Origin of the sequence: Marinomonas piezotolerans (assembly GCF_003362755.1) — a bacterium.
Classification (GTDB): Bacteria; Pseudomonadota; Gammaproteobacteria; order Pseudomonadales; family Marinomonadaceae; genus Marinomonas; species Marinomonas piezotolerans.
On sequence record NZ_QKRA01000010.1, the window covers coordinates 1 to 23,180 of the forward strand.

Consider the following 23,180-nt stretch of genomic DNA (forward strand, 5'->3'; position numbering starts at 1 on the left):
TCAGCTTGTTTCAAAATCGCCATAATCTGGCTGTCGGTATAACGTGACTTTTTCATGCAGAACCTCCTGCGTTTAGATTACGAGAAAATTCTACTTTTGGCTGCTGTTAATTTTCGGGGGGATTACCAAACGACCATCAAAGGAATGAGGAATGCTGACGTGATTGAGACCCCACCAGAACTTTACAGATATTTAGAACAAGAAGCTCAACTAGCTCAGAGTCTGCTAACAAGTGGGCTACAAGAAATTGCAAATGCAGATTTTTGCGATTACTCAAAGGGAAAGTTTTACGGCGGTGCTTTCCAGCTATCAATTGGTTTAGAAAGGCTATTTAAGCTAACGGTAACACTTGACCATATGCTAAAAAATGACTTTCAGGCACCAACAAGTAAACAGCTCAGGTCTTATGGGCACAACCTAGTTGATCTCTACCAAAAGCAAATAGAATTGCTCGACGTAGAATGCGAGGATATTTTTGCTCCCGAAACATGGGAATTTCAAACCATTGAAATACTGTCCGAATTCGCAAAGGAAACCAGATATTATAACTTAGACAGAATACACGATGCTTCTCAAAACTTAGACCCAAGGGGGCCTTTTGTCGATTACGACTCCAAAGACCCACTCACTAAAATCGTTCTCCACATCGCCAGACTTTACGAAAACCAATCAAGAGAACACGTGAGGCAAGCACGACTATTTAAAGCATGGAACACCCTGACCCATTCGGAAACCAATTCATATGTTAGATCCCCAATTACAGGTGGGCTAGATATGTACGTAGATGTCGTACAGCTAGAAAACTATGTTTATTATGGAAAGGGTCATTTTAATTTTAATATCATTAGATACATGCGCTTAGCCTGCACATTGCTGGAATCCTTAGTCGAAAAATGCCACGAGTACGAATTGAGCCGTGGGTTAACTAAAACTGTTGTAGTTCCTTATCTACACCATTTTTTTCCTCTTCAGTTTACATCAAAGCAAGATGCTCTAAAAAGAAAACGATGGGGCTAGCCCGTCAGGCATCTACCATGTCAAAGCAACCGCATTTTATGCGTAACTCTATGATACAAATACAAAACATTTACGTTTTACGCACTTAAATCACGGCCATTATATAGCAACTAAATCAAAGACTTAGATTGATAACAGAAAAAGCTTTATCTATCTTTGACTGCTTTTTCGCTTTGTATCCTGAACATTTTTGTTGGTAAACTGAGCCAACAACCAATGCAGAGATCGCAATGTCTGTTTTACCACTTCACCGTTCACGCATATTTACTTGCTGGCTAATTTTCAGTGTTATCACCACTATTGCTTTAACCAATTGGTTAACGCCTCTAGGCTTCATTAGCAAAGCGGTAATTCTGAATACACCGGAGCAGTTTAAAGTTTCGCTAGCGTACGCTGGATTCTGTATTACTATCCTCACCATAATCTCGCTAGTACATAGATCGATAGAGACGAATGAGCAAATCAACCTTAGCAATAAGCAATTCAAATTCGCTACAAACCAAGCTAATATTCAGCTAAAAATCAAGCTTATGGAGCAAGCAAATCTTACAACTGCGACTATTATGCGCCTTCAAGATAGAGCTTTTCACTTCAATTCATTAATTGATAATGCGGTTAACACTTATGAACTTGAATTTAAGGTCCATAAAAAGATCCACTCAGCAATAAAAGTTAATATATCGGAAAGTTACCGCATATATGAGAGCATGCTTGACAACAGTGCTGAGCTTTTAAATCACATATCACAGCCTGTTCAACAGAACATTGATGCCAAACTCTATGGCGCATTTCAGGCTGTGTCTATATGGTTTGATGACCCTTATGAAGTATCCACAAAAGAACTAACTTCAGCTAGGATGAACATTCAACCTCTTAAGGATTTTGAAAGCCAGGCAAGAAATGCTTCTTTACAAGCAAGCAAAAGACTACAAGTAGCTTATTAACGAGTCAGCGTAAAATCATAGTCAAACCATGAAGCATCCCGCTTAGTTCTCAATCACAATCAAGGAGGACTGCGAACTCGCCTCCGTTTTAATCGCAGACATCTCGGAAGCCCCTGTATAGTTATTTATAGGTCAAATAAAAAGGTGTGCGAACTGCAACGATCATACGACTGACTTCTTGGTTTGGAATAACCACAACAGGTTGTTTGAAATCCATTGAAATGACGATATTGCGTGTGAGTAATTTCTTCGGGTACGTTCGGGCCAACACCTGCGGTACGGACAATTGCTCTGATCCGATATTTGGAGTTGATCGAATGCACAGATTACTTTGAGGTAAAAACTTGGGCTGATCCATATTGCGTATGCTTAGACCAGTTCTTTGCATACCCAAGCTCCTATTCCGCGAACTGTCTTCACGAGGTTGTCCATATCTGGACAACCTACCATTTCTTCAATCAGCCCTTTTGTTTGATCTAGGCGAAGAAACTTTGCTGGGCGAAATTTGTCTTGCCCTCCACTAGCTTGTTGCAGATCGTTAAGAGAGTACATTCCGTGATAGGTACGGATTTCTTTCGAGAGGATAATTAGATTTGCCATCATTGGCCCCCTTGCATTTTTCTGAAATGATTGGTGTCAGGAGGTTCAGAACGACTGTAAGAAACCGCAAGCGGCTTTCCCATAAAAGTGTTGCATCACTGCTACCCTCCCGACATAGAACACTAATTAGGCTTAGATGACTGCCTTTCAAATATTTTTACGATAGTGTCAGACGGAACGATATTATGACTCGCATCGTTGAATATACCTGTCTGTGCAGGGCGGAAAAGCGTATCCAGTGCAACCTTCCGGTCTTCTTGTTCTTTGAGCTTGTTCTCATTCATCAGCGCTAGATAGGTCATAAGCATTACCTTACGCTCTTCGGCCTCTAAGTATAGATGCTGCTGCGTTGAGTACTGTTTAGCGAAAAACTTAATTAAATAACTGATAGCCGATATTGCAAGTATGGTACTAACCAGCTCTAAAGGATTGGTGCCTAAGCTTTTTAAAACACCTACCGCACTATCAGCTGTAACCGTAGAATCAGCACTACTAAAGCGGCCGTGCAAAAGATATGGGGTAAGAGCAATCATTGCGACTAATGAGAAAAGGCCACCCATCCATGAATTTTTAGAGCGTTTATGGATTTGACCTTTTGTTTTCCAGTACTGCACTGATGCATCTAACTCAACTTGGGATAAGTAGGTGTCTTTTGCTTGCTCGACTACCTGCAAGCTCTCCTCGTACTTCGCATCTACACTTTTTCTAAAGTCTAAACTTTTCCGAATTAAATCCCTGGCAAGCCTCCGTGCAAATTTATCACTACGCGCAACAACCTCAGACTGCTTGCTTTCATTTGACTCAACAAATTTAGATGACCAATTAGTCACACTCTCCTCAAGATCCGCAAAATATTCAGTTAGCTTTTCATTACTCTTTCGAGCCCCCTCCATGATTCCTTCAAGCTCTTCAATTCTATTAGTGAGGTAGTCATCACTAGATGCTACTCCAAATTTGTAGTAATCACCCAACAACACAGCGGCACGATATCGATATGGATTAAGCTGTTCAAACTGCTGCGATTGCCTTGAATTTGACTGTGGGTACAGCCCGCTGACAATAGTATTGCTTAAGTCTAGCCCGCTATCGAGCCTTCCACTCATCAGCAAGTAAACTAAATTGATAGCTATTTCAGTTGGCTGGTCACGGACAAAACGACCGATATTTCTATTGTGAAATGGAAAATCTATGTACTTCAAATGTAAGCATATTTTCTGAATGCTGCCTTCAATCTCAACTTTATTTGCCGACTCCCATTGTTTCATGAGCGTATTCAATGGCTGCAAAAATAGTTCATTTAATCGGCGATGCAACTGAGTAGCATAATCACGGTATTTATTGCTTTGCTGCAACCACTTCCATGCTTCTTCTTCTGATTTTAAGAATGATTTCAAAGTTTCTACGTCATGAAATGTCATTCCAGTATCGTTGTCATTGAGAGGTAGTGTGATTGATATCACTTCTGATATCCCATCATTCCGCTCTTCCATTTTTAAACCACTTTCCATAGTTGCTCCAGTTACGGCCCGCTTACTCATTTGAATTAACTTAATGACATCCTAATATTGTTAAGAACTCAAGGCAAAGGAATAGCAACGAATTCAGAAGTGGCATTTATCAAAACATTTAAGTATGAAAGCGAGCCCAACCGGGACCTGCAACCCGCTTATGCGCAATACAAAAGGTTGCGTAAATAGATTTGGATCTAAATGTGTTGATGGCAATGGAGCAACTATCTAGCTATTTGGGGTCAGATGAAAAATTGTTGCATGGGCTCGACCGAATTCGGTCTTCAGTACACCTATGATCCCCTTTATCGTAGAGAGTGCATAGGCCGATTGCATCGGTATATAAAGCAGGAGGGTCTTGTTCAACTGTAATAATGGTACGAAAGAATAGAGTTTTTCTAAACGCCATCTCACGGCTCATAATCCTAGGACACAAAACACATTTGACATTTTTTTACACTGTTCTACATTCAACTTTCACCCTTAGGGGTGGCAATAATTATCAAACAACAGGGATAAGACTATGGGATTACCAACTACGACGATCGGACCATATCAAATAGGTGGCATATTTTTAAGGATGGATGGGAGTGATGTTAAATCCTTTAACCCTAGTGGGGCGGGAGAAGTCAACTGTCAGGTTAGCGAGGGACCATGGGAGCAATTCCATTTAGAACCTCAAGATGATGGAACCTATGCCATCGCTTCGATTAATTTTCCTGGAGTTTACCTTCGAATGGATGGAACAGGGCTAAGTGAAGACAACCCAGGAGAAGGCGTTGTTAACTGTCAGTTTGGGGTCGGGCCATGGGAAAAATTCAAGATCAGCAAAGGAAAAGGACCATTTACAGGCTTAACAATAGAGTCCGCTCACTTTCCTAATGTTTTTCTCAAAATGGATAGTAGCAGCTGTAGCACTTTCAATGGTTTGGGTTGCGGAAAGGTAAGCTGTGTGTGGGGCGCCTCATTCGAACCTCCTTTAGATGAGTCATTTGAGATTTTGCCACCTCCGAATATCAGCTAACTTCTTATCAAAGAACGCAGCTTAGCAGAGACTAGGCTGCGAATTTCAACTTCTTAGTACTGGCGACACAAGGATTAACTATAAATCTAAAGCCATTTCATTGCTTCATGGTTACCTTAGCGCTTTAGTGCGCTAAAGCCTCCAAATCAGCATGCTAAATTACGTGCGCAGTTTAGTGTGCTAAATGCGCGCCAAACTTCAGAAAAGACACCATAAGACTAGAAAAACTATGTGGGAGTGTAAAAAACAGGAAACAGCTAGAAGCCTTGGTACAACTGGCTTAGAGAGAAGTTAGGGAAGGTATAAAAACAAAAAAGGCACCATAAATGGTGCCCGGGACCGGAATCGAACCGGTACGATATTTCTATCGCAAGATTTTAAGTCTTGTGCGTCTACCAATTTCGCCACCCGGGCATTTAAACTGAAATGGAGGCCGGAGTCGGAATCGAACCGGCGTACACGGAGTTGCAGTCCGCTGCATGACCACTCTGCCATCCGGCCTCATCATCAGTTTATCTTTAGAGAATGGAGCGGGAAACGAGGCTCGAACTCGCGACCCCAACCTTGGCAAGGTTGTGCTCTACCACTGAGCTATTCCCGCGTCTCAAAAGATGGAGCGTATTTTATAGGACTCGCTTCACACGTCAAGAGAAAAAACCAAATAAATAACTAACTTAGCAACTTTTTATAAAATTGATCACGCTGCGATCAACAGTGATTAAACTTTGTTCGGTGTCTGGGATTTCAGCTCGGGCCAAGCCGCTTTCAGGTAGATATACATCGACCAAAGTGTCAGCAACGCCGCGACAACGAGTACGCCTTCGCCTATGTTTGCCCACATGGTTGCAGGCTGGTTACCAAGTAGTATAAAGATGGCAATCATCTGCATGGTCGTTTTGATTTTGCCGATAAACGACACTGCAACGCTGGCGCGCTTACCCATTTCAGCCATCCATTCCCGCAATGCCGAAATCACAATCTCTCGACCTACTATGACCGCACTCGCCAGTGTCATTAGGATATTGTCATACGCAGCAACCAGAAGCACCAGCGCCACAGATACCATGACTTTATCCGCGACGGGATCAAAGAAAGCACCAAACGGCGTTGCTTGATTCAGCTTTCGAGCTAAGAAGCCATCTAGCCAATCAGTAATCGCTGCGATGGCAAACACGCCTGCACTGAGATAAAAACGCCCTTCCAAGGGTAGATAGTAGATAACCACCAATACAGGTATTAGTAGGATCCGTAGCGACGTGAGTAAATTTGGTATGTTCATAACTGCCTTGAAAATGAAAGTGACATAAACTTGCGGCTAAGCTTAACTTTTATGGAGGTACAGGTATATCTCTTGCGCCGTATTTCCACCAATACCTTTGACCTTAGCGATGTCGGCCTGACTTGCAGCCAACAACTCTTGATATCCGCCAAACGCTGTTAATAATTCTTTGCGACGTTTGGGCCCAATCCCTGGGATGTTCTCTAAGGCAGAGTGACGACGCTTTTTATCACGGCGGCGGCGATGCGCGGTAATCGCAAAGCGATGGGCCTCATCACGAATGTGTTGGATCAGGTGTAGCGCAGACGAATCAGGTGGCAAGACCACTTCGTCTTCCTTCGAGCCGATATAGAGTGTTTCCAAACCCGGCTTACGAGTATCTCCTTTTGCTACACCGAGGAGAAAAATGTCGACCAACCCTAATTCTTTTAGCACATCTTGAGCTTGCTTTAATTGGCCTTTACCACCATCAATTAACAGTACGTCGGGAGGTGGCAATTCGCCATCTTTGACACGTTTGTAGCGACGAGTGAGTGCTTGATGCATCGCACCATAGTCGTCCCCAGCGGCTACGCCTTCGATGTTAAATGAACGATAGCGCTTTTTGTCCGGTCCTTCTGGTCCGAATACGACACAGGAGGCCACTGTCGCTTCACCACTAGAGTGAGATATATCAAAACACTCCATATGAGTCGGTGGCTCTTTGAAACCTAGCACTTTTTGCAGCGCTGTGATACGGCTAAAGTGGTTACGCTTATCGCTCAGTCTGGCTTGAAGCCCCTGCTCAGCATTGAGCTTAGCGAGATCCAACCAACGGGCTCGTTGCCCTCTTACACTGGACGTCACTTCAATTTTTTTGCCGCTGGTTTCAAACAAAGCTTCTGCTATCGCTTCCTGATCTTCGATGGCATGGCTCAGTATGATGGATCGTGGCAATTCATTGATACCGCCAATGTAGAGCTGCGCTAGAATCGACGAAATAAGTTCTGACTCGGTAATTTCGATGGGCATTTTAGGGTAATGACTTTTACTGCCTACAACCTTACCTTGACGAACCATCATGACGTGAACACACAAACCACCCGGCTGAATGATTGCTGCCACCACATCGGCATCGCCAGTTTGTCCGTAGACATTTTGCTCTTCTTGAACATGTTTAAGCTGTACAATTTGATCGCGCAAGGCAGCGGCTCGTTCAAATTCCATATCGCTTGCCGCAATCGACATCTGTTGCGTAATCTCGCCTGTAAGCTCCTGATTTTTACCTTCTAGAAACATGCGCGCATGACGAACATCTTCTTGATACTCTTCGTCTGAAATAAGATCAACACAAGGCGCTGAACAGCGCTTTATTTGGTACTGCAAACAGGGGCGTGTACGGTTGGTATACACGGAATCTTCACATTGACGGACCTTGAATACTTTCTGCATGGTAATCATGCTTTCTTTAACCGCACTGCCACTAGGATACGGCCCGTATAGCTTACCTTCTTTGCTTTTGTTACCACGTCGAAACAATATGGCGGGGTGTTGGTGATTTGAAATCAATATATAGGGATAGGATTTATCATCACGCAATAAAATATTGTAGGGCGGACGATGTTGCTTAATGAGGGTTTGCTCAAGCAAAAGCGCTTCCGTCTCGCTTTTGGTGACAGTCACTTCAATGGCGTCGATTCGACTGACAAGCGCCATTGTTTTAGTGCTCAAACCAGTCGCACGAAAATAGCTCGACACACGGTTTTTTAGGTTTTTGGCCTTCCCTACATAAAGCAACTCATCATTGCCATACATCCGATAGACACCGGGGCGAGAAGTAAGATTTTGTACGAAATGCTTTGGATCAAAGTCTTGCGACACTTGATAACTACCTTCTACTTAGATTAATCCAAGTACATTATACCTCATAGCAAGGCGTGCAAGCTCTACATCGCTCTCAACACCTACTTTATTGAATATTCTTTTGCGAAAAGTGCTCACAGTCTTATCCGAAACATTCAGCTTATCGGCAATGTCTTTGGTCTTTACGCAGTCTACAATCATTTGTGCAACTTGCAGTTCACGGTCAGATAATTCATCGAAGGGTGACTCGGCGCCTTTCTTAGTGGTGCGGGACAACGCCACTTTTTGCGCCACGACCCTCGAAAGGTATTGCTCGCCTTTGAGCACGACGTCAATCGCTTCCAGTAATTCGGGCATGTCTGACCCTTTAGCAACATAACCACTTGCACCGGCCTCCATCATTTTAGAAGGATATGGTGCATCGTCGGTACCTGATAAAGCGATCACTTTAACATTTGGGAATAAGCGTTTTATTTCTCGTGTTGCCCCAAGACCACCAATCCCTGGCATATGCACATCCATAAGGACAATATCAACAGGGTCTTTACGAAGCACTTTCAAGGCATCTTCACCACTGTGAACTGCCCCCCATACTTCGACACCTTCGACGTCTTCTATGACACGCTTGATCCCTTCACACACCATAGTGTGATCATCAACGATCAAAATCTTACGCATCTCTACCTCACAAACTGCTTAATCTATAACGCCACATCTTACCGATTACTGTTAGTTGCTAAAAGCAAATAAGTTTCACAATCGGTAGCATTTTGTAATAAAAGAACGCTACAACATGGTTTTACTAATCCGCCAACGCATTATATTTATTGCGGCAACGTTCCAGAATAGCCTAATTTCTTCAATGCTTCTTGCGCACGAGCTCGATATTGCGCACGAATTTTGGTCCGTGGAGTTTTGTAAAGGTAATACAAATGGGGGGCTACATCCGTCTCTGGAACATTCAGATCACTCGCAATGCTGGCAATCAATGCGTCCAACACTGGAGACTTTTTATCTTCTATCATCACAACTGAAGGTATCTTCAGTTTTTCACCATTAATCACTCTATCTACTAGCGATATATAGCTTTTTTCAAACAATGGCCACGTCACTCTCTCGTCTTCCGTACTGAGCCGATACCATCCTGTATCCGCTCCCGCAAAAAATACCGCCGGGTGAGACCAGTGAAATTGGCGCGGATCACTCCGACATTGGCAGGCTTCAGCGTAAGCTCGTCGAGGATCAGGTAAACCATAGGCTTGATACGCGGTATGAATAACCGACAAGAACTCAGAAATGGTTGGCGGCCAAGCAAAGCGTTCTTTTGTACGCTCGACGGCATATGCCAACAGCGGCTCTTGGAATCCCTTTAACGCTATCGCCCACTCTCGCTTCGCCAGCTTCACCTCTTCGGTCGTAGAATAAGCAGACGCAAACTTATGGGTATAAATCGCTTTAAAGCGTGCAAAAAGCATATTGACCAACACTCGGGTGCGTTGATCAGCTTCTTGAGACTCTTGGGTCGTCCCAGGTCGCTCGCTACCAGTCTGTGTCGTGGATGTTTGTGAGAGCGCTGCTGACTTGTTCGCGATTGGATTTAGAATTTGCCGAGTAGGCTGTTGAGGTTCCTTCATAGGATTGTCGATCCGATTGCTTGTATTGCCATTGACGTTTCACGTATTTAAAAAATTCGCTGTTCCAAGTTCTAACATTTTTACGCTGTTCTTTAATTCTAAGCAAGAACTCCGCAAGCAAAGACTCTGCGAACGCTCGCTCAATACCAGCCTGTTGAATTTGTTCGAATGTAGCGTCTTCAGGTAGCCATTGATCGGGTTGGCGGTTGCGCTCTTTTGCTTCAAGGTATAAATCGAAATCTGAAACGCCTCGCCGATCGCCTTTACCTGCCATAGGCATTGGTGCCACACCACGATTGTCTGGTTCCGAAACACGATTTCGATTTGTGAAGGTCGCCTGAGGCTGATCTTTTTTTGAGGCTTCGCTTTGTAAACGAGATAATTTGCCTAGAGCATCTTCTTTCTCATTAGATTGGCGCTTGAAATGATCTCTTGATGCGGGTTTCACACTCTCAATTTTTTCGCTGTCGTTTCGTTCTTGCTCTAGTAAAAGCTCTAGACCTACATCAGTTTTACGAAACTGAATATGCCCTGCCATTTGGAGGCTGGTCAGAAGTCGAACGATATAAGGGGCCGTCCAAAACGGCAACATATCAACCAAATCACGGTGTGAAATGACCATTTGTCGAGTACGTAGATGGTGCGCTCGCTGACGAAGAAAAGTCAGCAATACGCACTCTTCTAGCCCTAATTCAGCGGCTAGGTTAAATGAGATCGGTAACGTGAAATCGGTAACGGACATAAAAATAAAAGAAAATAATTGGTAGTTTTTCAGTCTATCAAATGGTGCGCGTATTAGCACGATAACTCTAGTTTTGCGTACCAATCAAGCTATGCATTTTGCTCTACCACAAACGTATTGCAAAATAATTTCTAAAGCATGAATTACAGTTGACAGGGCAATATCGCACTTCTATGCTGGGATTGTGCCGTAAAGTTTGTCTCCCTTACGAACTTAATTGTCGGCCAACTTTACTGAGGAGAAAGTTGTATGTACACAATAAATATTACTGGTCATCACGTCGACATCACCCCAGCCATCAAAGATCACATCAACGAAAAAATGAACAAAATAGCAAAGCTCAGTGATCAAATTACCTCCGTCAATGTGACCCTAGTGAAAGACAGTAAAGAACAAAAAGCGGAAGCACGAATTCACTTACCTGGCAAAGAACTCTTTGCAACGGCTTCCACTGAAGACCGCCTATTCCACGCGATTGATAGCATGATTGAAAAGCTGGCGCGCCAAGTTGATAAACATAAAACCAAACAGGCTTCTGGCACGCATAAAGCGACTGTAGCGTCTTAAATATAACCTTGCCTTACCTGAAAACGCCTGCCTTGTGCAGGCGTTTTTAATTGTCGTATCGAAATGAGTTGAAGTTTTGAACTACTGGCCGCATAGTCTGTCTTATAAAGGTATTATTCATAAGGAGAACCTTAACATGCGTTATACAGATGCCCTTTCGACACACACGTCCCAAGAGGCCAACAAGACGCTTCGCAACACCTACGGTTTGCTTTCTTTAACCTTGTTGTTTAGTGCTTTCACGGCAGGGATCAGTATGGCATTCAACTTGCCACACCCTGGTTTGATCATTACTTTGGTTGGCTTCTACGGGTTACTTTTCCTTACTCATAAATGTCGTAACAGCGCGACAGGTCTGCTTTGCGTATTTGCATTGACTGGTTTCATGGGGTTAACCCTTGGTCCAATCCTTAATGCGTATCTAAGCATGGCCAACGGCACAAGTATTATTATGAGTGCGCTTGGGATGACGGGTTTATCATTCTTAGGCTTGTCAGCTTACGCAATCATTTCTAAGAAGGATTTTAGTTTCTTAAATGGCTTCTTGATGGTTGGTTTCTTCGCTCTACTGTTTGCGATGATCGCTGGCTTCTTCATTCAGCTTCCTGCACTGCAAATATTCATCTCCGTTGGTTTTACTTTGTTCTCAGCGGCAGTCATCCTGCTTCAGACAAGTGAAATTGTTCGTGGTGGTGAAACGAATTACATCATGGCAACGGTTAACTTATACGTTTCCATTTATAATATGTTCCTTAGCCTACTGTCTCTTTTTGGTATGGCTAGTGACGACTAGTAAAGATTTTCTCTTTAAAAGGCCGCAGACTGCGGCCTTTTTTATGTGTAAAATTCGCCAAAAGACTTTAACGAAAGCACTATGAAATTTTCTTTGTTCATTACAGGTAGTCCAACATCCACTAAAGCGTGCCATAGCGCTTTAGATTTCGCGCTCGCTCTGATGCGCGGAGGTGATCACTCTCTCGCTGGTGTTTTTTTCTATGAAGACGCAACATACATAGCAAACCAGTTTGCGATGCCACCAAGAGATGAGTGTCACATTGGTCAGGAGTGGGCCGATTTTGCCACTCAATATGAAATACCTTTGTATGTCTGTATCGCGGCTGCGATCCGCCGTGGGATAGTCAATGACTCCGAAGCCAAGCGCTATGAGTTGGACACATCAAACCTTGCAAAACCATATCAGTTGGAAGGGCTCGGAACTTTGATTAGCCTTAGCAGTGAGTCTGATCGAATAGTGAGGTTTCGCTGAGATGAAAACGTTGATTTACCTTACTTCACCTACCTATTCATCGTTAGCTTTAAAAGAGGGCTTGGATCTCGCCTTGGTGTTAGGAACATTTGAGCAAGATGTCAGCTTATGTTTGACCGGTGATGCGTTAAGCCTATTACACATAAACCAGTCACCTTTACAGCGCCATGGGAAACATCTTTATAAGTTACTCGATGGGCTGGAGTTCTACGATATTGTCAATGTCTATGTTAAGGAAGATGAACTGCATAATAGCACCATAGAACTTTGGGACGGCATCACTTCTCTTAGTCAAGACGCATGGCACTCCATGCTCCGTGACCATACACATATCTATCGGTTCTAGGGCAATATATGGCACTCTATCAAATCAACCAATCTATTTACCCAGCTGCCGTTGAGCAGGATTGGCAAGGCAGTTTGCAGGCAGGCGATGCCGTTCTATTAATTGAAGCTGGCGTGTTAAGGGCATCGCAACACGCACCCGATTTAGCACGACTGCAAGAAAGAAATATTCAGATTTTTCTACGCGAGAGTGATGTATTAGCCTATGGCATCTCACCCACCGTCGGACATCTTATTTCTGATGATGAATGGGTAACACAAACCACCGCCCACGACACAATAATCAGCTGGTAAATTATGACTCTTCCCTCCGAGCTATTTGACGAAGAAGGCTACTTACTCGATGTTTCTCAATGGAATGAACAATTGGCCGAAGACATCGCTGCCAGCGAGTCCGTCACTTTAACCCAAGAGCATTGGGAAGTAATTCGACTATTACGTCGATTTTACGAACAATTCGAAGTATCACCTGCGATGCGTCCACTAGTAAAAGCAGTGGGTAAAGAGCTGGGCAGCGATAAAGGAAAAAGCATTTATCTTATGAAATTATTTCCAGGGAGCGCCCCAAAACTTGCAGCGAAGATTGCCGGCTTGCCTAAACCCGCAAATTGCCTATAAAAAAGGCAGCTCATCAGGCTGCCCTTTCCTATCTTCAATTACGAGAATCAAAGTTAGTTATCAAACCACGCTAACTTGTTTTGTAGTGTCACAACATCCCCGATGATCAATAGTGCCGGCGACTTCACATTATTGTCTTGCGCAACTTGATAGACATCTTTAATCGTAGACGTGAATACTCTTTGTTCTGACGAGGTTCCCTTCTCTACAATGGCGATGGGCATAGATGGCCTCATTCCAAAACGGATTAAGGACTGTCCGATCGTTTCCAGTCCAGTTAAGCCCATATAAATAACCAAAGTCTGGGCTGGATGAACGAGTTCGTCCCACGGTAATTCCGTCGTGCCATCTTTTAGATGACCCGTTAGAAAGCGTACTGACTGGGCGTAATCACGATGTGTAAGTGGTATACCAGCATAGGCGGCACACCCTGCTGCTGCCGTCACACCAGGCACAACCTCAAAGGGTACTTGCTCCTCGACTAGCTCTTCCAGCTCCTCACCACCGCGTCCAAAGATAAATGGATCCCCGCCTTTCAGGCGCACGACTACTTTGCCTTCTTTTGCTTTTGAGGCCAATAATACGTTGATGTCACCTTGCGGCAGACTATGTAACGATTTTTCTTTGCCAACGTAGAGCTTCTCAGCGGTATCAGGGATCATGGCGATGATCTGCTCACCAACCAAACGATCATAGAGCACCACATCAGCGGATAATAACAACCGATGGGCTTTGATTGTCAACAAATCCGGATCACCTGGCCCAGCACCAATTAAATATACTTTACCTGTCATAATTCCAATGTCTCAAATAAAAAGCCCCATATTGGGGCTTTTCAAATCGTCAAAACTCATTAACCGATCTGTGTTTTTCCACCCATATAAGGAACGAGCACCTCAGGCACTGTGACACTACCATCTTCATTCTGGTAGTTTTCCAATACAGCCACCAAGGTACGGCCTACTGCTAGACCTGAACCATTCAAAGTGTGTGCCAGTTCAGGTTTACCGGTCTCTGGGTTTCTCCAGCGAGCCTGCATACGTCGAGCTTGGAAATCCCCCATATTGGAGCAAGAGGAAATTTCACGGAATTTCTGTTGTCCAGGTAGCCAGACTTCTATGTCGTAAGTCTTATAGGCAGAGAAACCTAAATCCCCACCGCAAAGGATAACCGTTCGATATGGTAAGTTTAGTTTTTGCAGGATCACCTCAGCATGGCCAACAAGCTGTTCAAGGATCTCCTCAGAACGATCAGGACGACATACGTGAACCAGCTCAACTTTTTCAAATTGATGTTGGCGAATCATGCCTCGAGTATCTCGTCCATAACTTCCTGCTTCACTACGGAAGCAAGGTGTGTGCGCAACATATTGTTGGTGCAACTCAGCATCATTCAATATTTCATCCCGTACAATATTTGTGACAGGAACTTCGGCAGTAGGAATTAAATAGAGATCGCTATTACCACTATCTTTGTCGACTGGTACTTTAAACAAGTCTGCTTCAAATTTAGGTAACTGCCCTGTGCCTTTCAATGATGCTGCATTCACCAAGTAAGGGACATAGACTTCAGAGTAGCCATGTTCTTCGATATGGGTATTCAGCATGAACTGTGTCAGAGCTCGGTGTAATCGCGCCAGATCAGAACGCATAACAGCGAAACGGGACCCCGTTATCTTAGCTGCCACCTCAAAGTCCAACATGCCAAGCTCTGCACCGACATCTACATGATCTTTGATGTCAAAATCAAACGTGCGATGCGTCCCCCAACGGCGAACCTCGACATTATCATCTTCCGTCGCGCCCTCAGGAACTGAAGAGTGAGGAATATTTGGAATCGACTCTAGCAATGCTTCAAGCTCACTCTGAACATCATTTAATTGCTCTTTCGCTTTTGCTAGGTCATCACCCAAAGTCGCTGTTTGTGCTTTGAGATCATCCGCCAACGCTTTATCGCCCGCTTTCATCGCGGAGCCAATTTGTTTTGAGACAGAGTTGCGTGACTGTTGCAGGTTTTCGGTTTCCATCTGAATAGACTTACGGCGTTCTTCTAACTCTGAGAACGTCGCGACATCTAAATCAAAGCCTTTTTTCTTAAGTAACGCGGCAATCGCTTCTGGATCCGCTCGAAGAGCTTTAATGTCTAACATTGCTGCAACAAAACCTTATGTAGTTGGGTGATAAAAAAGTGTCTTTGCACATTGACTAAAATAAACGCGCTAGTCCGATACCAGCTATCAATGCTAAAACACCTAACAAACAGCTTAATGATAAATAGCTTACAGCACTTAGCCAAGCCTGCTGATTAAGAAGGGAGACAATTTCCAACGAAAATGTAGAAAAGGTCGTAAATGCTCCCAAGAAGCCAACCATTATCAATGGTCTTAATGGTTCGAGCGATGGCATTTTTTCACTAATGACAACAAATGCCATCCCCATCAAAAAACTGCCAAGGATGTTAATCGACATCGTTGCAAGAGGAAAGTGCTGTCCCCACAGATTATTAATCCACTTTGTTGCACCAAATCGACACAAGGCTCCGACAGCCCCTCCTAACGCAATCATGATATACATCATTCGAGCCCCTCTCCTTCCGAGTAACGCTGATGTGGACTTGTGCGATCTTGCTCGGCTAACCAAGCAAGTTTTTCTCCTATCTTTTTCTCAAGCCCTCGGTCCGTAGGCTGATAATATTTCGCTCCATGCATTTCAACGGGTAAGTAAGCATCCCCAGCCGCATAGCCATATGGCTCATTATGAGCATAACGATAATCGTCTCCATGGCCCATTTCCTTTGCCAAGCTCGTTGGTGCATTCCGAAGATGGTTGGGCACCTCAAAAGTCGGCTGATTAGCCACGTCCCTTTGCATTTGGCTAAACGCCATATACAAAGCGTTACTCTTCGGTGCGCAAGCCATATACACCGCCGCCTGTGCAATCGCGCGATTTCCCTCTTTAGGGCCTACTCGCTCAAAGATATCCCACGCATTTAAGCCAATTTGAAGCGCTCTAGGATCAGCATTACCAATATCTTCAGATGCGATTGCAAGTAGGCGACGAGCGATATACAAAGGGTCACAGCCGCCATCTAACATGCGCGCCATCCAATACAACGCCCCATCAGGCGATGACCCCCTTACAGATTTATGAAAAGCAGAAATCTGATCATAAAATACGTCACCATTTTTGTCGTATCGACGTACACTTCCAACAAGCACATCTTCTAGGTGAGCCTTAGTGACCGTTTCACCCTCTTCCACAAAATCGGACAATATCTCTAAAAAATTAAGGCTTCGCCGTACATCGCCATCTGCCGCATTCGCTAGAATTGCCAACAAATCATCGCCGATCACTATTTGCTTTGTCCCTAAACCACGCTCTGCATCTGTTAAAGCCCGCTTCATAGCACGCAGTAGCTGATCTTGACTGGGAGTCTGCAGACGATAAACTCGCGCTCTAGATAATAGCGCCGAATTTAATTCAAAAGCAGGGTTTTCGGTGGTCGCACCGACAAATAGAAAGGTTCCATCTTCGATAAATGGTAAAAATGCATCTTGCTGAGATTTATTAAACCGATGCACTTCGTCAACAAATAGCAACGTCGACTTTTGTGTCATTGTGCGCCATTGCTTCGCTTCGTCTACGGCAGCACGAATCTCTTTGACCCCCGACATTACTGCCGACAATTCGATAAATTTGGCATCCATAGAATGCGCAAACAACTGTGCGAAAGTAGTCTTCCCAACGCCCGGAGGGCCCCATAATATAAAAGAGTGTCCTTGCTTTCGCTCTACCATTTTACGCAGTGGCTTTCCCTCGCCTACCAAGTGCTCTTGACCGACATATTCAGTCAAGTTCTTGGGCCGCATTCGAGCAGCTAATGGCTGTGCAAAATCAACATCTTGGGAAGAAAACAAATCATTCATAGACTACTGCTCTACGATTAGGTCAACCGTCTCTGGAAGTTCCACTTTGAAGTTCTCATCGGAAACCCCCTCATGCGCATCAACATTCGAAAATTCAATCACGGTAGTCTGACCCAAGACATCTTTAATACTCATTGCATCAATGATTCCTTTCGCAAAGGAGAGCGTCAATGTATTGAATAAGTCATCAGTCTCTAACGGCTGTAAGCGGTATTTGTCGTCGCTTATTTGAGTCACCGAGTAATGACTTAAGACATTATCAGCAGAATCACCTAGCAACGCGGCAGGGGAATTACCAACGGTACCCGCGAAAGGCTTTTGAGTGGCTTGCTCTAGATCAACATCCCATATTGTCACGAATTGGCCATCTGAAATAATACGCTGAGGGAAAGGCGAAATCGTATCCCACACAAAACGATTGGGTGCCGCTAATAGAAACACACCTTCACTCACCTGAACTTGTTCCCCCCCCTCATTATACGTAACTTGGCGGAACTCCCCTTCGACATTGCGATTGTTTTCTAGCAATTCAGATAAGTCTGAATTTGATGTTTGCGCCCACACTGAGCCAGACAAACACAACAAAATAATTAATACGATTCGATACATGAAAACTCCAAATATATTGCGTCTACTCGGGGATGAGTACATCACGCTGACCATTCGTCCCCATTGGCCCCACTAAGCCCGCAGACTCCATGGCTTCAACAAGGTTTGCGGCTCGGTTATAACCAATTTTCAAGCGCCGCTGAATAGAGGAAATTGACGCTTTACGTGTTTCTGTAACAATTTTTACAGCTTCGTCATAAAGTGGATCTTGATCTTCACTACTTCCAGCAGAACCCGTCTCTTCTACATTAGTGACAATATCATTAATATACTCAGGCTCCCCTCGCGCTTTCCACTCTTCAACCACTGCATGAACCTCTTCATCGGAGACAAAGGCACCATGAACTCGAATAGGCGTTGGTAAACCTGCTGGTAGATACAACATATCACCTTGACCAAGTAATTGATCAGCGCCACCTTGGTCAAGAATCGTACGAGAATCTATTTTTGAAGACACCTGAAACGCCATGCGAGTTGGTATGTTTGCTTTAATCAACCCGGTAATAACATCCACTGATGGTCGTTGTGTCGCCAATACTAAATGTACGCCTGCCGCTCGAGCCTTCTGAGCAATACGGGCAATAAGCTCCTCTACCTTTTTACCTACTATCATCATCATATCTGCAAATTCATCTACAATGATGACAATATAAGGTAGTGGCTCTAAATGGGGGACCGTTCGAGCAACACCGTCTTCAGAAAACATGGCCATTTCAGGTTGCCATAAAGGGTCTTCAATTGGCGTCCCTGCAGCAATCGCTTCACGCACTTTTTTGTTGTAACCTGCAATGTTTCGAACACCCAATTTCGACATCAATTTGTAGCGGCGCTCCATTTCATCTACAGACCATCGTAAGCCGTTAGCCGCGTCCTTCATATCTGTAATAACAGGAGTCAAAAGATGCGGAATCCCTTCATAGATTGACAACTCAAGCATCTTCGGATCAACCATGATCATGCGAACTTCGTCTGGTGTCGATTTTAAAAGCATGCTCAAAATCATAGCATTAACACCAACCGACTTACCGGAGCCTGTCGTACCGGCAACAAGCACATGCGGCATTTTTGCCAAATCTACAACAACGGGCTCACCCGAGATATCATGGCCTAGAGAAAGTGTCAAAGGCGAGCTCGCACGGTCATACATATCGACATTGATGACCTCAGAAAAATACACTGTGTCGCGATTTTGATTGGGTATCTCGATACCGATCGTTGACTTGCCTGCAATGACCTCCACCACCCGGACACTCATTACGCTAAGAGAGCGCGCTAAATCCTTTGCTAAATTGGTAATACGAGATACTTTTACACCCGGAGCAGGTTGAATCTCAAAACGGGTAATAACAGGACCGGGATTCACCTCTACGACTTCCGCTTTTACACCAAAATCCAAAAGTCGCTGCTCAAGGAGCTCTGAAAGTGCCAAGAGCTCGTCCTCTGTATAACCGCCTTTTTTGGGCTTCGGCTTCGTCAATACACTGCGATCTGGCAAGGTGTACGCCGCTTCCGTTCGCTCAATTTCAGAGGATGGTCCACCCAAACCATCCAGTTGTTTCGCTTCCGACAACGTTTTAACGGCCGGTTTATGTTGTGGGATCTTAGTCTGCTCAGGCATTACTGTAGGGACTGGCTCCTCCAACTCACTCACCGATGTTCCATTCTTTTTTAAAGGAGGGCTAACGCTATCATTTTGCTCTTCGGCAGGTGCTTTGTGGTTGTTTGATGAAAAAGCACTAGAGAATGAATCATCGACTGACCGGGCTTCTTCATCCCCCTCAATGTATAACGTGTCACTGAACGACACCTCTTCGTCATCAATAGTAAAGCTGTCCAGATCATCAAAACTCGGGTCAATATGCTCACGAACTGTTTCATCAGCAGTGTTGGAACGTTCTTTTTTCTCTGATTCCCGCTTAAACTTGGACAACAATCCACTAATCTTAGAAACTTTTGGTTCTTTTGGCGTATCCGTGTCTTCAACGTGCGGCACTTCTTCAGATGCACTTAACTCTACAGATTTAGTCCGCTTCCTAAATATCGCAGGCTCATCTAGTTGATCAGATTCTTCAGGCTGGTCTTCAATAGAAGACCTTTTTGTGGCTCGATTGGAAAAATACTCAACCGCCGCCGCATACATGCGATAAGCTCGCTCCCCAACAAACTCTAGCAACGCAGACCAATGTACTTGAGCCAAAAGAGTAAAGGCCAGCACCGTCAAAGCCAGACTGACCAACGTGGCACCATCATATCCTAGCCAATGATACAGCGTTTGCCCGAGGGTCTGCCCTAGAATTCCACCTGCGCCAAACTGTAATTCTGCGTTACCGACTGTATGTAAGAAGCACAATGTTGATCCGAAGCTCAGGTATAAAATCGATCCAACACTCGTTAGTAAAGCATTATTGAGAGGAATTAGATGATGTGGGTTGCGCCACAAAATATAAGCAACCAGCAGAAACAACAAGGGTAAGGAAAAAAATACGCTACCAAAAAATGCAGACAACACATCACTCATCGCCGCCCCTAAAGGCCCCATTGAGTTTTGTGTTATTGAATTACTACCAGAATAAAACCATCCCGCATCCTCTGGATCATATGTATAGGTCGCAAAGGCAAAAAAAAGAAAAAACAGCAACGCAGCAATGAATGCCGCCTGCTTCGCAAACGTTCCCCAGATGGGTGATCGTACTGACTCACTCCTTACTTGTGTCAAAAGCCACCTTCCAATGTAACGGGTTCATAAATAAGGTTGCTAGCTTACCATAAAAAAAGCCAGCCCAAAGGGCTGGCTTTCGCTTTCACTAAGATAGGGAAATCTTAGAACGAAGCGTATGCACCTAGAGTAGTTGCTTCTTTATCACCAGTTAGGCTTGTTGCGAAGTAAGTGATATCGCCAGCAGTGTAGTATGCAGTAATTTCAGTGTTGTTTAGTTCGTTTTCAAGATCTGCAGAGTACTGTGCAGAAACAGAAAGCGCATCAGAAACAGCAACGTCAGCACCCAAAACAGCAGTAGAGAAATCAGCGCTGTTAGTTTCGCCGCCAGAGTAAGAAGCGATAACGGTTGCCATACCTAGAGGAGCTTTAACACCTACAGAGTAGTTAGTTGTTTCGTTTTTAACGCCAGCAGGTGTTTCACCGCTGAAAGAACCAGCAGAAAGACCAAGAGTCATGCCGCTAAGATCTTGAGAGTATTTAACAGCTGCGCCTACACCGTCATGACCTTCGTCCATTTCTAGAGCAACAGTTAGACCGTCCATAACTACGTAACGAACACCAAGGTCAGTTACAGAACCGTCAGAGTACTCGCCTCCTTCCCAAACGCCAGCAGTGTAACGAGCGTCGTCAGAGATCGAACCATCGAAATCACCGAAAGATACAGCACCTTGCTTAACGTACGCTTCATCAAGTACGAAGTTGCCCGCAGCAGTGTTCATGTCTAAATCAAAGTAAACAACGCCAGTGTCAGCGATGATGTTTACTTCGCCTTCAGAAGACCAAGACTCGCCACCACTTTCTGCATTGTAAGATAGACCAGCTGTACCTGAGAATACTGGCTCAGCGGCGATAGTTGTTGTAGATACAGCAGCTGCTACAGCAGATACCGCGAAAACTGAAGCAAGTTTAATCGCTTTCATTCAAGATTCCCCTTTAATTTTATATGTTCGGTCTTTTGACCGTATTTGAAAGGCTTTGGCACCTAATCAAGAAACGCTGAAAAATCAACGACTCAGATATACTAAAACCTGACAGTTTCAGTTTTGTGACAAGAACACAACACTGAAAAAATACCTAGTTCTTAAAACGTTATCCGAATAGTGTTTTACCCGTCGCTCTGAACTAACCTGATTAAAACCAAGTTTTCCGTTACTGGTCAAGCACTACAAACACTTTTTTTCGGTTTTTTTTGCATTTTTATCATTTGAATTATACATGCGTCACAAGATAAGCATATTTCTGGTTCAATACGACCAACAATCGATCACTTTTTAACTGACCAACTGTCATTCAAACAATCAAATATGCAAATCAAGCTCAAGAGCTAGACCAATAGCGTAGAAAGTATGGATAATCAAAACACATCCGGACTCACTTAGACCAGACAAATATGCAAAAAATGGATAAAAACGATACATTAGAGCCAGAATTACTGCTTCTAAGCGAATCTCCCTACGATACCCCCGACCCCTTTAGGTCATTAACAGACCCTGCTGGCCTCGCTGCAATCGGTGGTGATCTTAAACCAGAGCGTTTAATTCACCTCTACCAACATGGTTTTTTCCCATGGTTTAGCGATGAGGATCCGATTTTATGGTGGCACCCTCTTGAACGCTGTACATTGGTACCGTCTGAATTTCACATCAGTCGGTCCTTGAGAAAAGCGGTACGAAAAGACAATTGGCAATGGCAAATCAATGCAGATTTTGAACGTACCATCCGCTACTGTAGTGAGTTAAGAGCTCAAACAGAGGGCACTTGGATCACCGAAGACATCATTCAGGCATATCTCTCTTTGAATCAACTTGGATACGCTTTCTCAATTGAAGCATGGCATAACAAAAAGTTGGCTGGGGGGTTCTATGGCGTTGCCATGGGCGGTTTCTTTTTTGGAGAATCTATGTTTTCACTGCGCCCCAATGGGTCAAAGATAGCGCTTCTGCAATTTTGTCGTTTATCTCCAGCACTCGGAGTGCAACAAATCGACTGCCAGATTGAGTCTGATCACATGTTGTCGCTAGGCGCAAAAATGCGAAGTAAGCGGGCCTTCGTTTCTGACTTAAAGACACTCATTCCCACACCCGACCGAAACACAGGTTTGCTTGGCATTGCTCAATCAAACGCCCCAATAGACATTGTGATATAGCGTACAAAATTTGCTTTTTGGGGCTAATTTCGGCAGAATACGGCCGAAAATTTAGCAATCTCGCCAACGACAAGCCTAATCTTTAGCCTAAATAGCGAGAAAGTGCTTCACCTTAATTAAAACAGGACACTCATTGTGGCAAAAGAAGACAGCATTGAAATGGAAGGTACGATCGTTGATACACTTCCTAACACTATGTTTCGCGTTGAGCTAGAAAACGGTCACGTTGTGACTGCTCATATTTCTGGCAAGATGCGTAAAAATTACATCCGTATTTTGACTGGTGACAAAGTTAAAGTTGAGTTAACTCCTTACGACTTGTCTAAAGGTCGCATTGTTTACCGCTCTCGCTAATCACGCGGTATAACAGCACAAAAAAAAGCCGCCACAGCAA

General features: G+C 44.1%; 26 protein-coding genes and 3 tRNA genes. 11 read left to right on the forward strand and 18 right to left on the reverse strand.

Annotated features, from left to right (window positions below):
* Positions 1–54: 54 nt before the first annotated feature.
* The gene (locus DN730_RS16040; protein ID WP_115469167.1) at positions 55–1,017 is read left to right on the forward strand and encodes a hypothetical protein; all 963 of its coding nucleotides are present in this window, start codon (positions 55–57) and stop codon (positions 1,015–1,017) included.
* A gap of 230 nt (positions 1,018–1,247) precedes the next feature.
* Positions 1,248–1,961 (forward strand): hypothetical protein, encoded by a 714-nt coding sequence (locus tag DN730_RS16045; protein ID WP_115469168.1) that lies wholly within the window; start codon positions 1,248–1,250, stop codon positions 1,959–1,961.
* 121 nt (positions 1,962–2,082) lie between these two features.
* Here DN730_RS16045 and DN730_RS16050 read toward each other — a convergent pair whose 3' ends face one another.
* The 3 genes from DN730_RS16050 to DN730_RS16060 form a co-directional block, all read right to left on the reverse strand.
* The gene (locus DN730_RS16050; RefSeq protein ID WP_115469169.1) at positions 2,083–2,349 is read right to left on the reverse strand and encodes a hypothetical protein; all 267 of its coding nucleotides are present in this window, start codon (positions 2,347–2,349) and stop codon (positions 2,083–2,085) included.
* On the reverse strand, positions 2,331–2,561 hold the full coding sequence (locus DN730_RS16055; protein ID WP_158541230.1) for a KilA-N domain-containing protein: 231 nt from the start codon (positions 2,559–2,561) through the stop codon (positions 2,331–2,333). Before DN730_RS16055 ends, DN730_RS16050 begins: the two co-directional genes overlap by 19 nt.
* Positions 2,562–2,683: 122 nt before the next feature.
* Complete coding sequence (locus DN730_RS16060) at positions 2,684–4,069, reverse strand: DUF6161 domain-containing protein (protein ID WP_115469171.1); 1,386 nt, start codon at positions 4,067–4,069, stop codon at positions 2,684–2,686.
* Between the two features lie 523 nt (positions 4,070–4,592).
* Between DN730_RS16060 and DN730_RS16065 the strand changes: the two genes are divergently transcribed.
* Positions 4,593–5,093, forward strand: a complete 501-nt coding sequence (locus DN730_RS16065; protein WP_147290592.1) for a fascin domain-containing protein — start codon at positions 4,593–4,595, stop codon at positions 5,091–5,093.
* Between the two features lie 327 nt (positions 5,094–5,420).
* Here DN730_RS16065 and DN730_RS16070 read toward each other — a convergent pair.
* The 8 genes from DN730_RS16070 to DN730_RS16105 all read right to left on the reverse strand — a co-directional run bounded on the left by DN730_RS16070 (position 5,421) and on the right by DN730_RS16105 (position 10,518).
* Positions 5,421–5,507: transfer RNA gene (locus tag DN730_RS16070), tRNA-Leu, on the reverse strand.
* A 13-nt stretch (positions 5,508–5,520) separates the two neighbouring features.
* Positions 5,521–5,594 (reverse strand) — tRNA-Cys (locus DN730_RS16075).
* A gap of 25 nt (positions 5,595–5,619) precedes the next feature.
* Positions 5,620–5,694 (reverse strand) — tRNA-Gly (locus tag DN730_RS16080).
* A 117-nt stretch (positions 5,695–5,811) separates the two neighbouring features.
* A complete protein-coding gene (gene pgsA, locus DN730_RS16085; protein ID WP_115469173.1) occupies positions 5,812–6,372 on the reverse strand; it encodes a CDP-diacylglycerol--glycerol-3-phosphate 3-phosphatidyltransferase in 561 nt (186 codons plus the stop codon).
* Between the two features lie 42 nt (positions 6,373–6,414).
* Entirely contained in the window at positions 6,415–8,232 is a 1,818-nt protein-coding gene (gene uvrC / locus DN730_RS16090; RefSeq protein WP_115469174.1) for an excinuclease ABC subunit UvrC, read from the reverse strand.
* A gap of 18 nt (positions 8,233–8,250) precedes the next feature.
* Complete coding sequence (locus tag DN730_RS16095) at positions 8,251–8,892, reverse strand: response regulator (protein ID WP_115469175.1); 642 nt, start codon at positions 8,890–8,892, stop codon at positions 8,251–8,253.
* A gap of 146 nt (positions 8,893–9,038) precedes the next feature.
* On the reverse strand, positions 9,039–9,848 hold the full coding sequence (locus DN730_RS16100; protein ID WP_245957995.1) for a replication protein P: 810 nt from the start codon (positions 9,846–9,848) through the stop codon (positions 9,039–9,041).
* Positions 9,754–10,518, reverse strand: coding sequence for a DnaT-like ssDNA-binding domain-containing protein (locus DN730_RS16105; protein WP_245957996.1), 765 nt, complete (start codon positions 10,516–10,518; stop codon positions 9,754–9,756). The genes DN730_RS16100 and DN730_RS16105 overlap by 95 nt, the downstream gene beginning before the upstream one ends.
* 321 nt (positions 10,519–10,839) lie before the next feature.
* On the opposite strand from DN730_RS16105, the gene hpf reads away from it, so the two are divergent.
* From hpf to DN730_RS16135, 6 genes are all read left to right on the forward strand, one after another.
* Positions 10,840–11,157, forward strand: a complete 318-nt coding sequence (hpf, locus tag DN730_RS16110; RefSeq protein ID WP_115469176.1) for a ribosome hibernation-promoting factor, HPF/YfiA family — start codon at positions 10,840–10,842, stop codon at positions 11,155–11,157.
* A gap of 136 nt (positions 11,158–11,293) precedes the next feature.
* A complete protein-coding gene (locus tag DN730_RS16115) occupies positions 11,294–11,950 on the forward strand; it encodes a Bax inhibitor-1/YccA family protein (RefSeq protein WP_115469177.1) in 657 nt (218 codons plus the stop codon).
* A gap of 81 nt (positions 11,951–12,031) precedes the next feature.
* Complete coding sequence (gene tusD, locus DN730_RS16120; protein ID WP_115469178.1) at positions 12,032–12,424, forward strand: sulfurtransferase complex subunit TusD; 393 nt, start codon at positions 12,032–12,034, stop codon at positions 12,422–12,424.
* A gap of 1 nt (position 12,425) precedes the next feature.
* Positions 12,426–12,770 (forward strand): DsrE family protein, encoded by a 345-nt coding sequence (locus DN730_RS16125; RefSeq protein ID WP_115469179.1) that lies wholly within the window; start codon positions 12,426–12,428, stop codon positions 12,768–12,770.
* Between the two features lie 8 nt (positions 12,771–12,778).
* A complete protein-coding gene (locus tag DN730_RS16130; RefSeq protein ID WP_115469180.1) occupies positions 12,779–13,063 on the forward strand; it encodes a DsrH/TusB family sulfur relay protein in 285 nt (94 codons plus the stop codon).
* A gap of 3 nt (positions 13,064–13,066) precedes the next feature.
* Complete coding sequence (locus DN730_RS16135; RefSeq protein ID WP_115469181.1) at positions 13,067–13,387, forward strand: TusE/DsrC/DsvC family sulfur relay protein; 321 nt, start codon at positions 13,067–13,069, stop codon at positions 13,385–13,387.
* Between the two features lie 53 nt (positions 13,388–13,440).
* On the opposite strand, the gene cobA is transcribed toward DN730_RS16135, so the two are convergent.
* The 7 genes from cobA to DN730_RS16170 all read right to left on the reverse strand — a co-directional run bounded on the left by cobA (position 13,441) and on the right by DN730_RS16170 (position 21,560).
* Positions 13,441–14,181, reverse strand: a complete 741-nt coding sequence (gene cobA / locus DN730_RS16140; protein ID WP_115469182.1) for a uroporphyrinogen-III C-methyltransferase — start codon at positions 14,179–14,181, stop codon at positions 13,441–13,443.
* Between the two features lie 59 nt (positions 14,182–14,240).
* A complete protein-coding gene (gene serS / locus DN730_RS16145) occupies positions 14,241–15,536 on the reverse strand; it encodes a serine--tRNA ligase (protein WP_115469183.1) in 1,296 nt (431 codons plus the stop codon).
* Between the two features lie 55 nt (positions 15,537–15,591).
* Complete coding sequence (gene crcB, locus DN730_RS16150) at positions 15,592–15,963, reverse strand: fluoride efflux transporter CrcB (RefSeq protein WP_115469184.1); 372 nt, start codon at positions 15,961–15,963, stop codon at positions 15,592–15,594.
* Positions 15,960–17,312, reverse strand: coding sequence for a replication-associated recombination protein A (locus DN730_RS16155; RefSeq protein WP_115469185.1), 1,353 nt, complete (start codon positions 17,310–17,312; stop codon positions 15,960–15,962). Before DN730_RS16155 ends, crcB begins: the two co-directional genes overlap by 4 nt.
* 3 nt (positions 17,313–17,315) lie before the next feature.
* Entirely contained in the window at positions 17,316–17,921 is a 606-nt protein-coding gene (gene lolA / locus DN730_RS16160; protein WP_115469186.1) for an outer membrane lipoprotein periplasmic chaperone LolA, read from the reverse strand.
* 22 nt (positions 17,922–17,943) lie between these two features.
* The gene (locus DN730_RS16165) at positions 17,944–20,637 is read right to left on the reverse strand and encodes a DNA translocase FtsK (protein WP_115469187.1); all 2,694 of its coding nucleotides are present in this window, start codon (positions 20,635–20,637) and stop codon (positions 17,944–17,946) included.
* A gap of 104 nt (positions 20,638–20,741) precedes the next feature.
* Entirely contained in the window at positions 20,742–21,560 is an 819-nt protein-coding gene (locus DN730_RS16170; protein WP_115469188.1) for a hypothetical protein, read from the reverse strand.
* Between the two features lie 470 nt (positions 21,561–22,030).
* Between DN730_RS16170 and aat the strand changes: the two genes are divergently transcribed.
* Both aat and infA read left to right on the forward strand, forming a co-directional pair.
* Entirely contained in the window at positions 22,031–22,786 is a 756-nt protein-coding gene (gene aat, locus DN730_RS16175) for a leucyl/phenylalanyl-tRNA--protein transferase (RefSeq protein WP_245957997.1), read from the forward strand.
* Between the two features lie 135 nt (positions 22,787–22,921).
* The gene (infA, locus tag DN730_RS16180; protein WP_055461515.1) at positions 22,922–23,140 is read left to right on the forward strand and encodes a translation initiation factor IF-1; all 219 of its coding nucleotides are present in this window, start codon (positions 22,922–22,924) and stop codon (positions 23,138–23,140) included.
* The last annotated feature ends 40 nt before the right edge of the window (positions 23,141–23,180 follow it).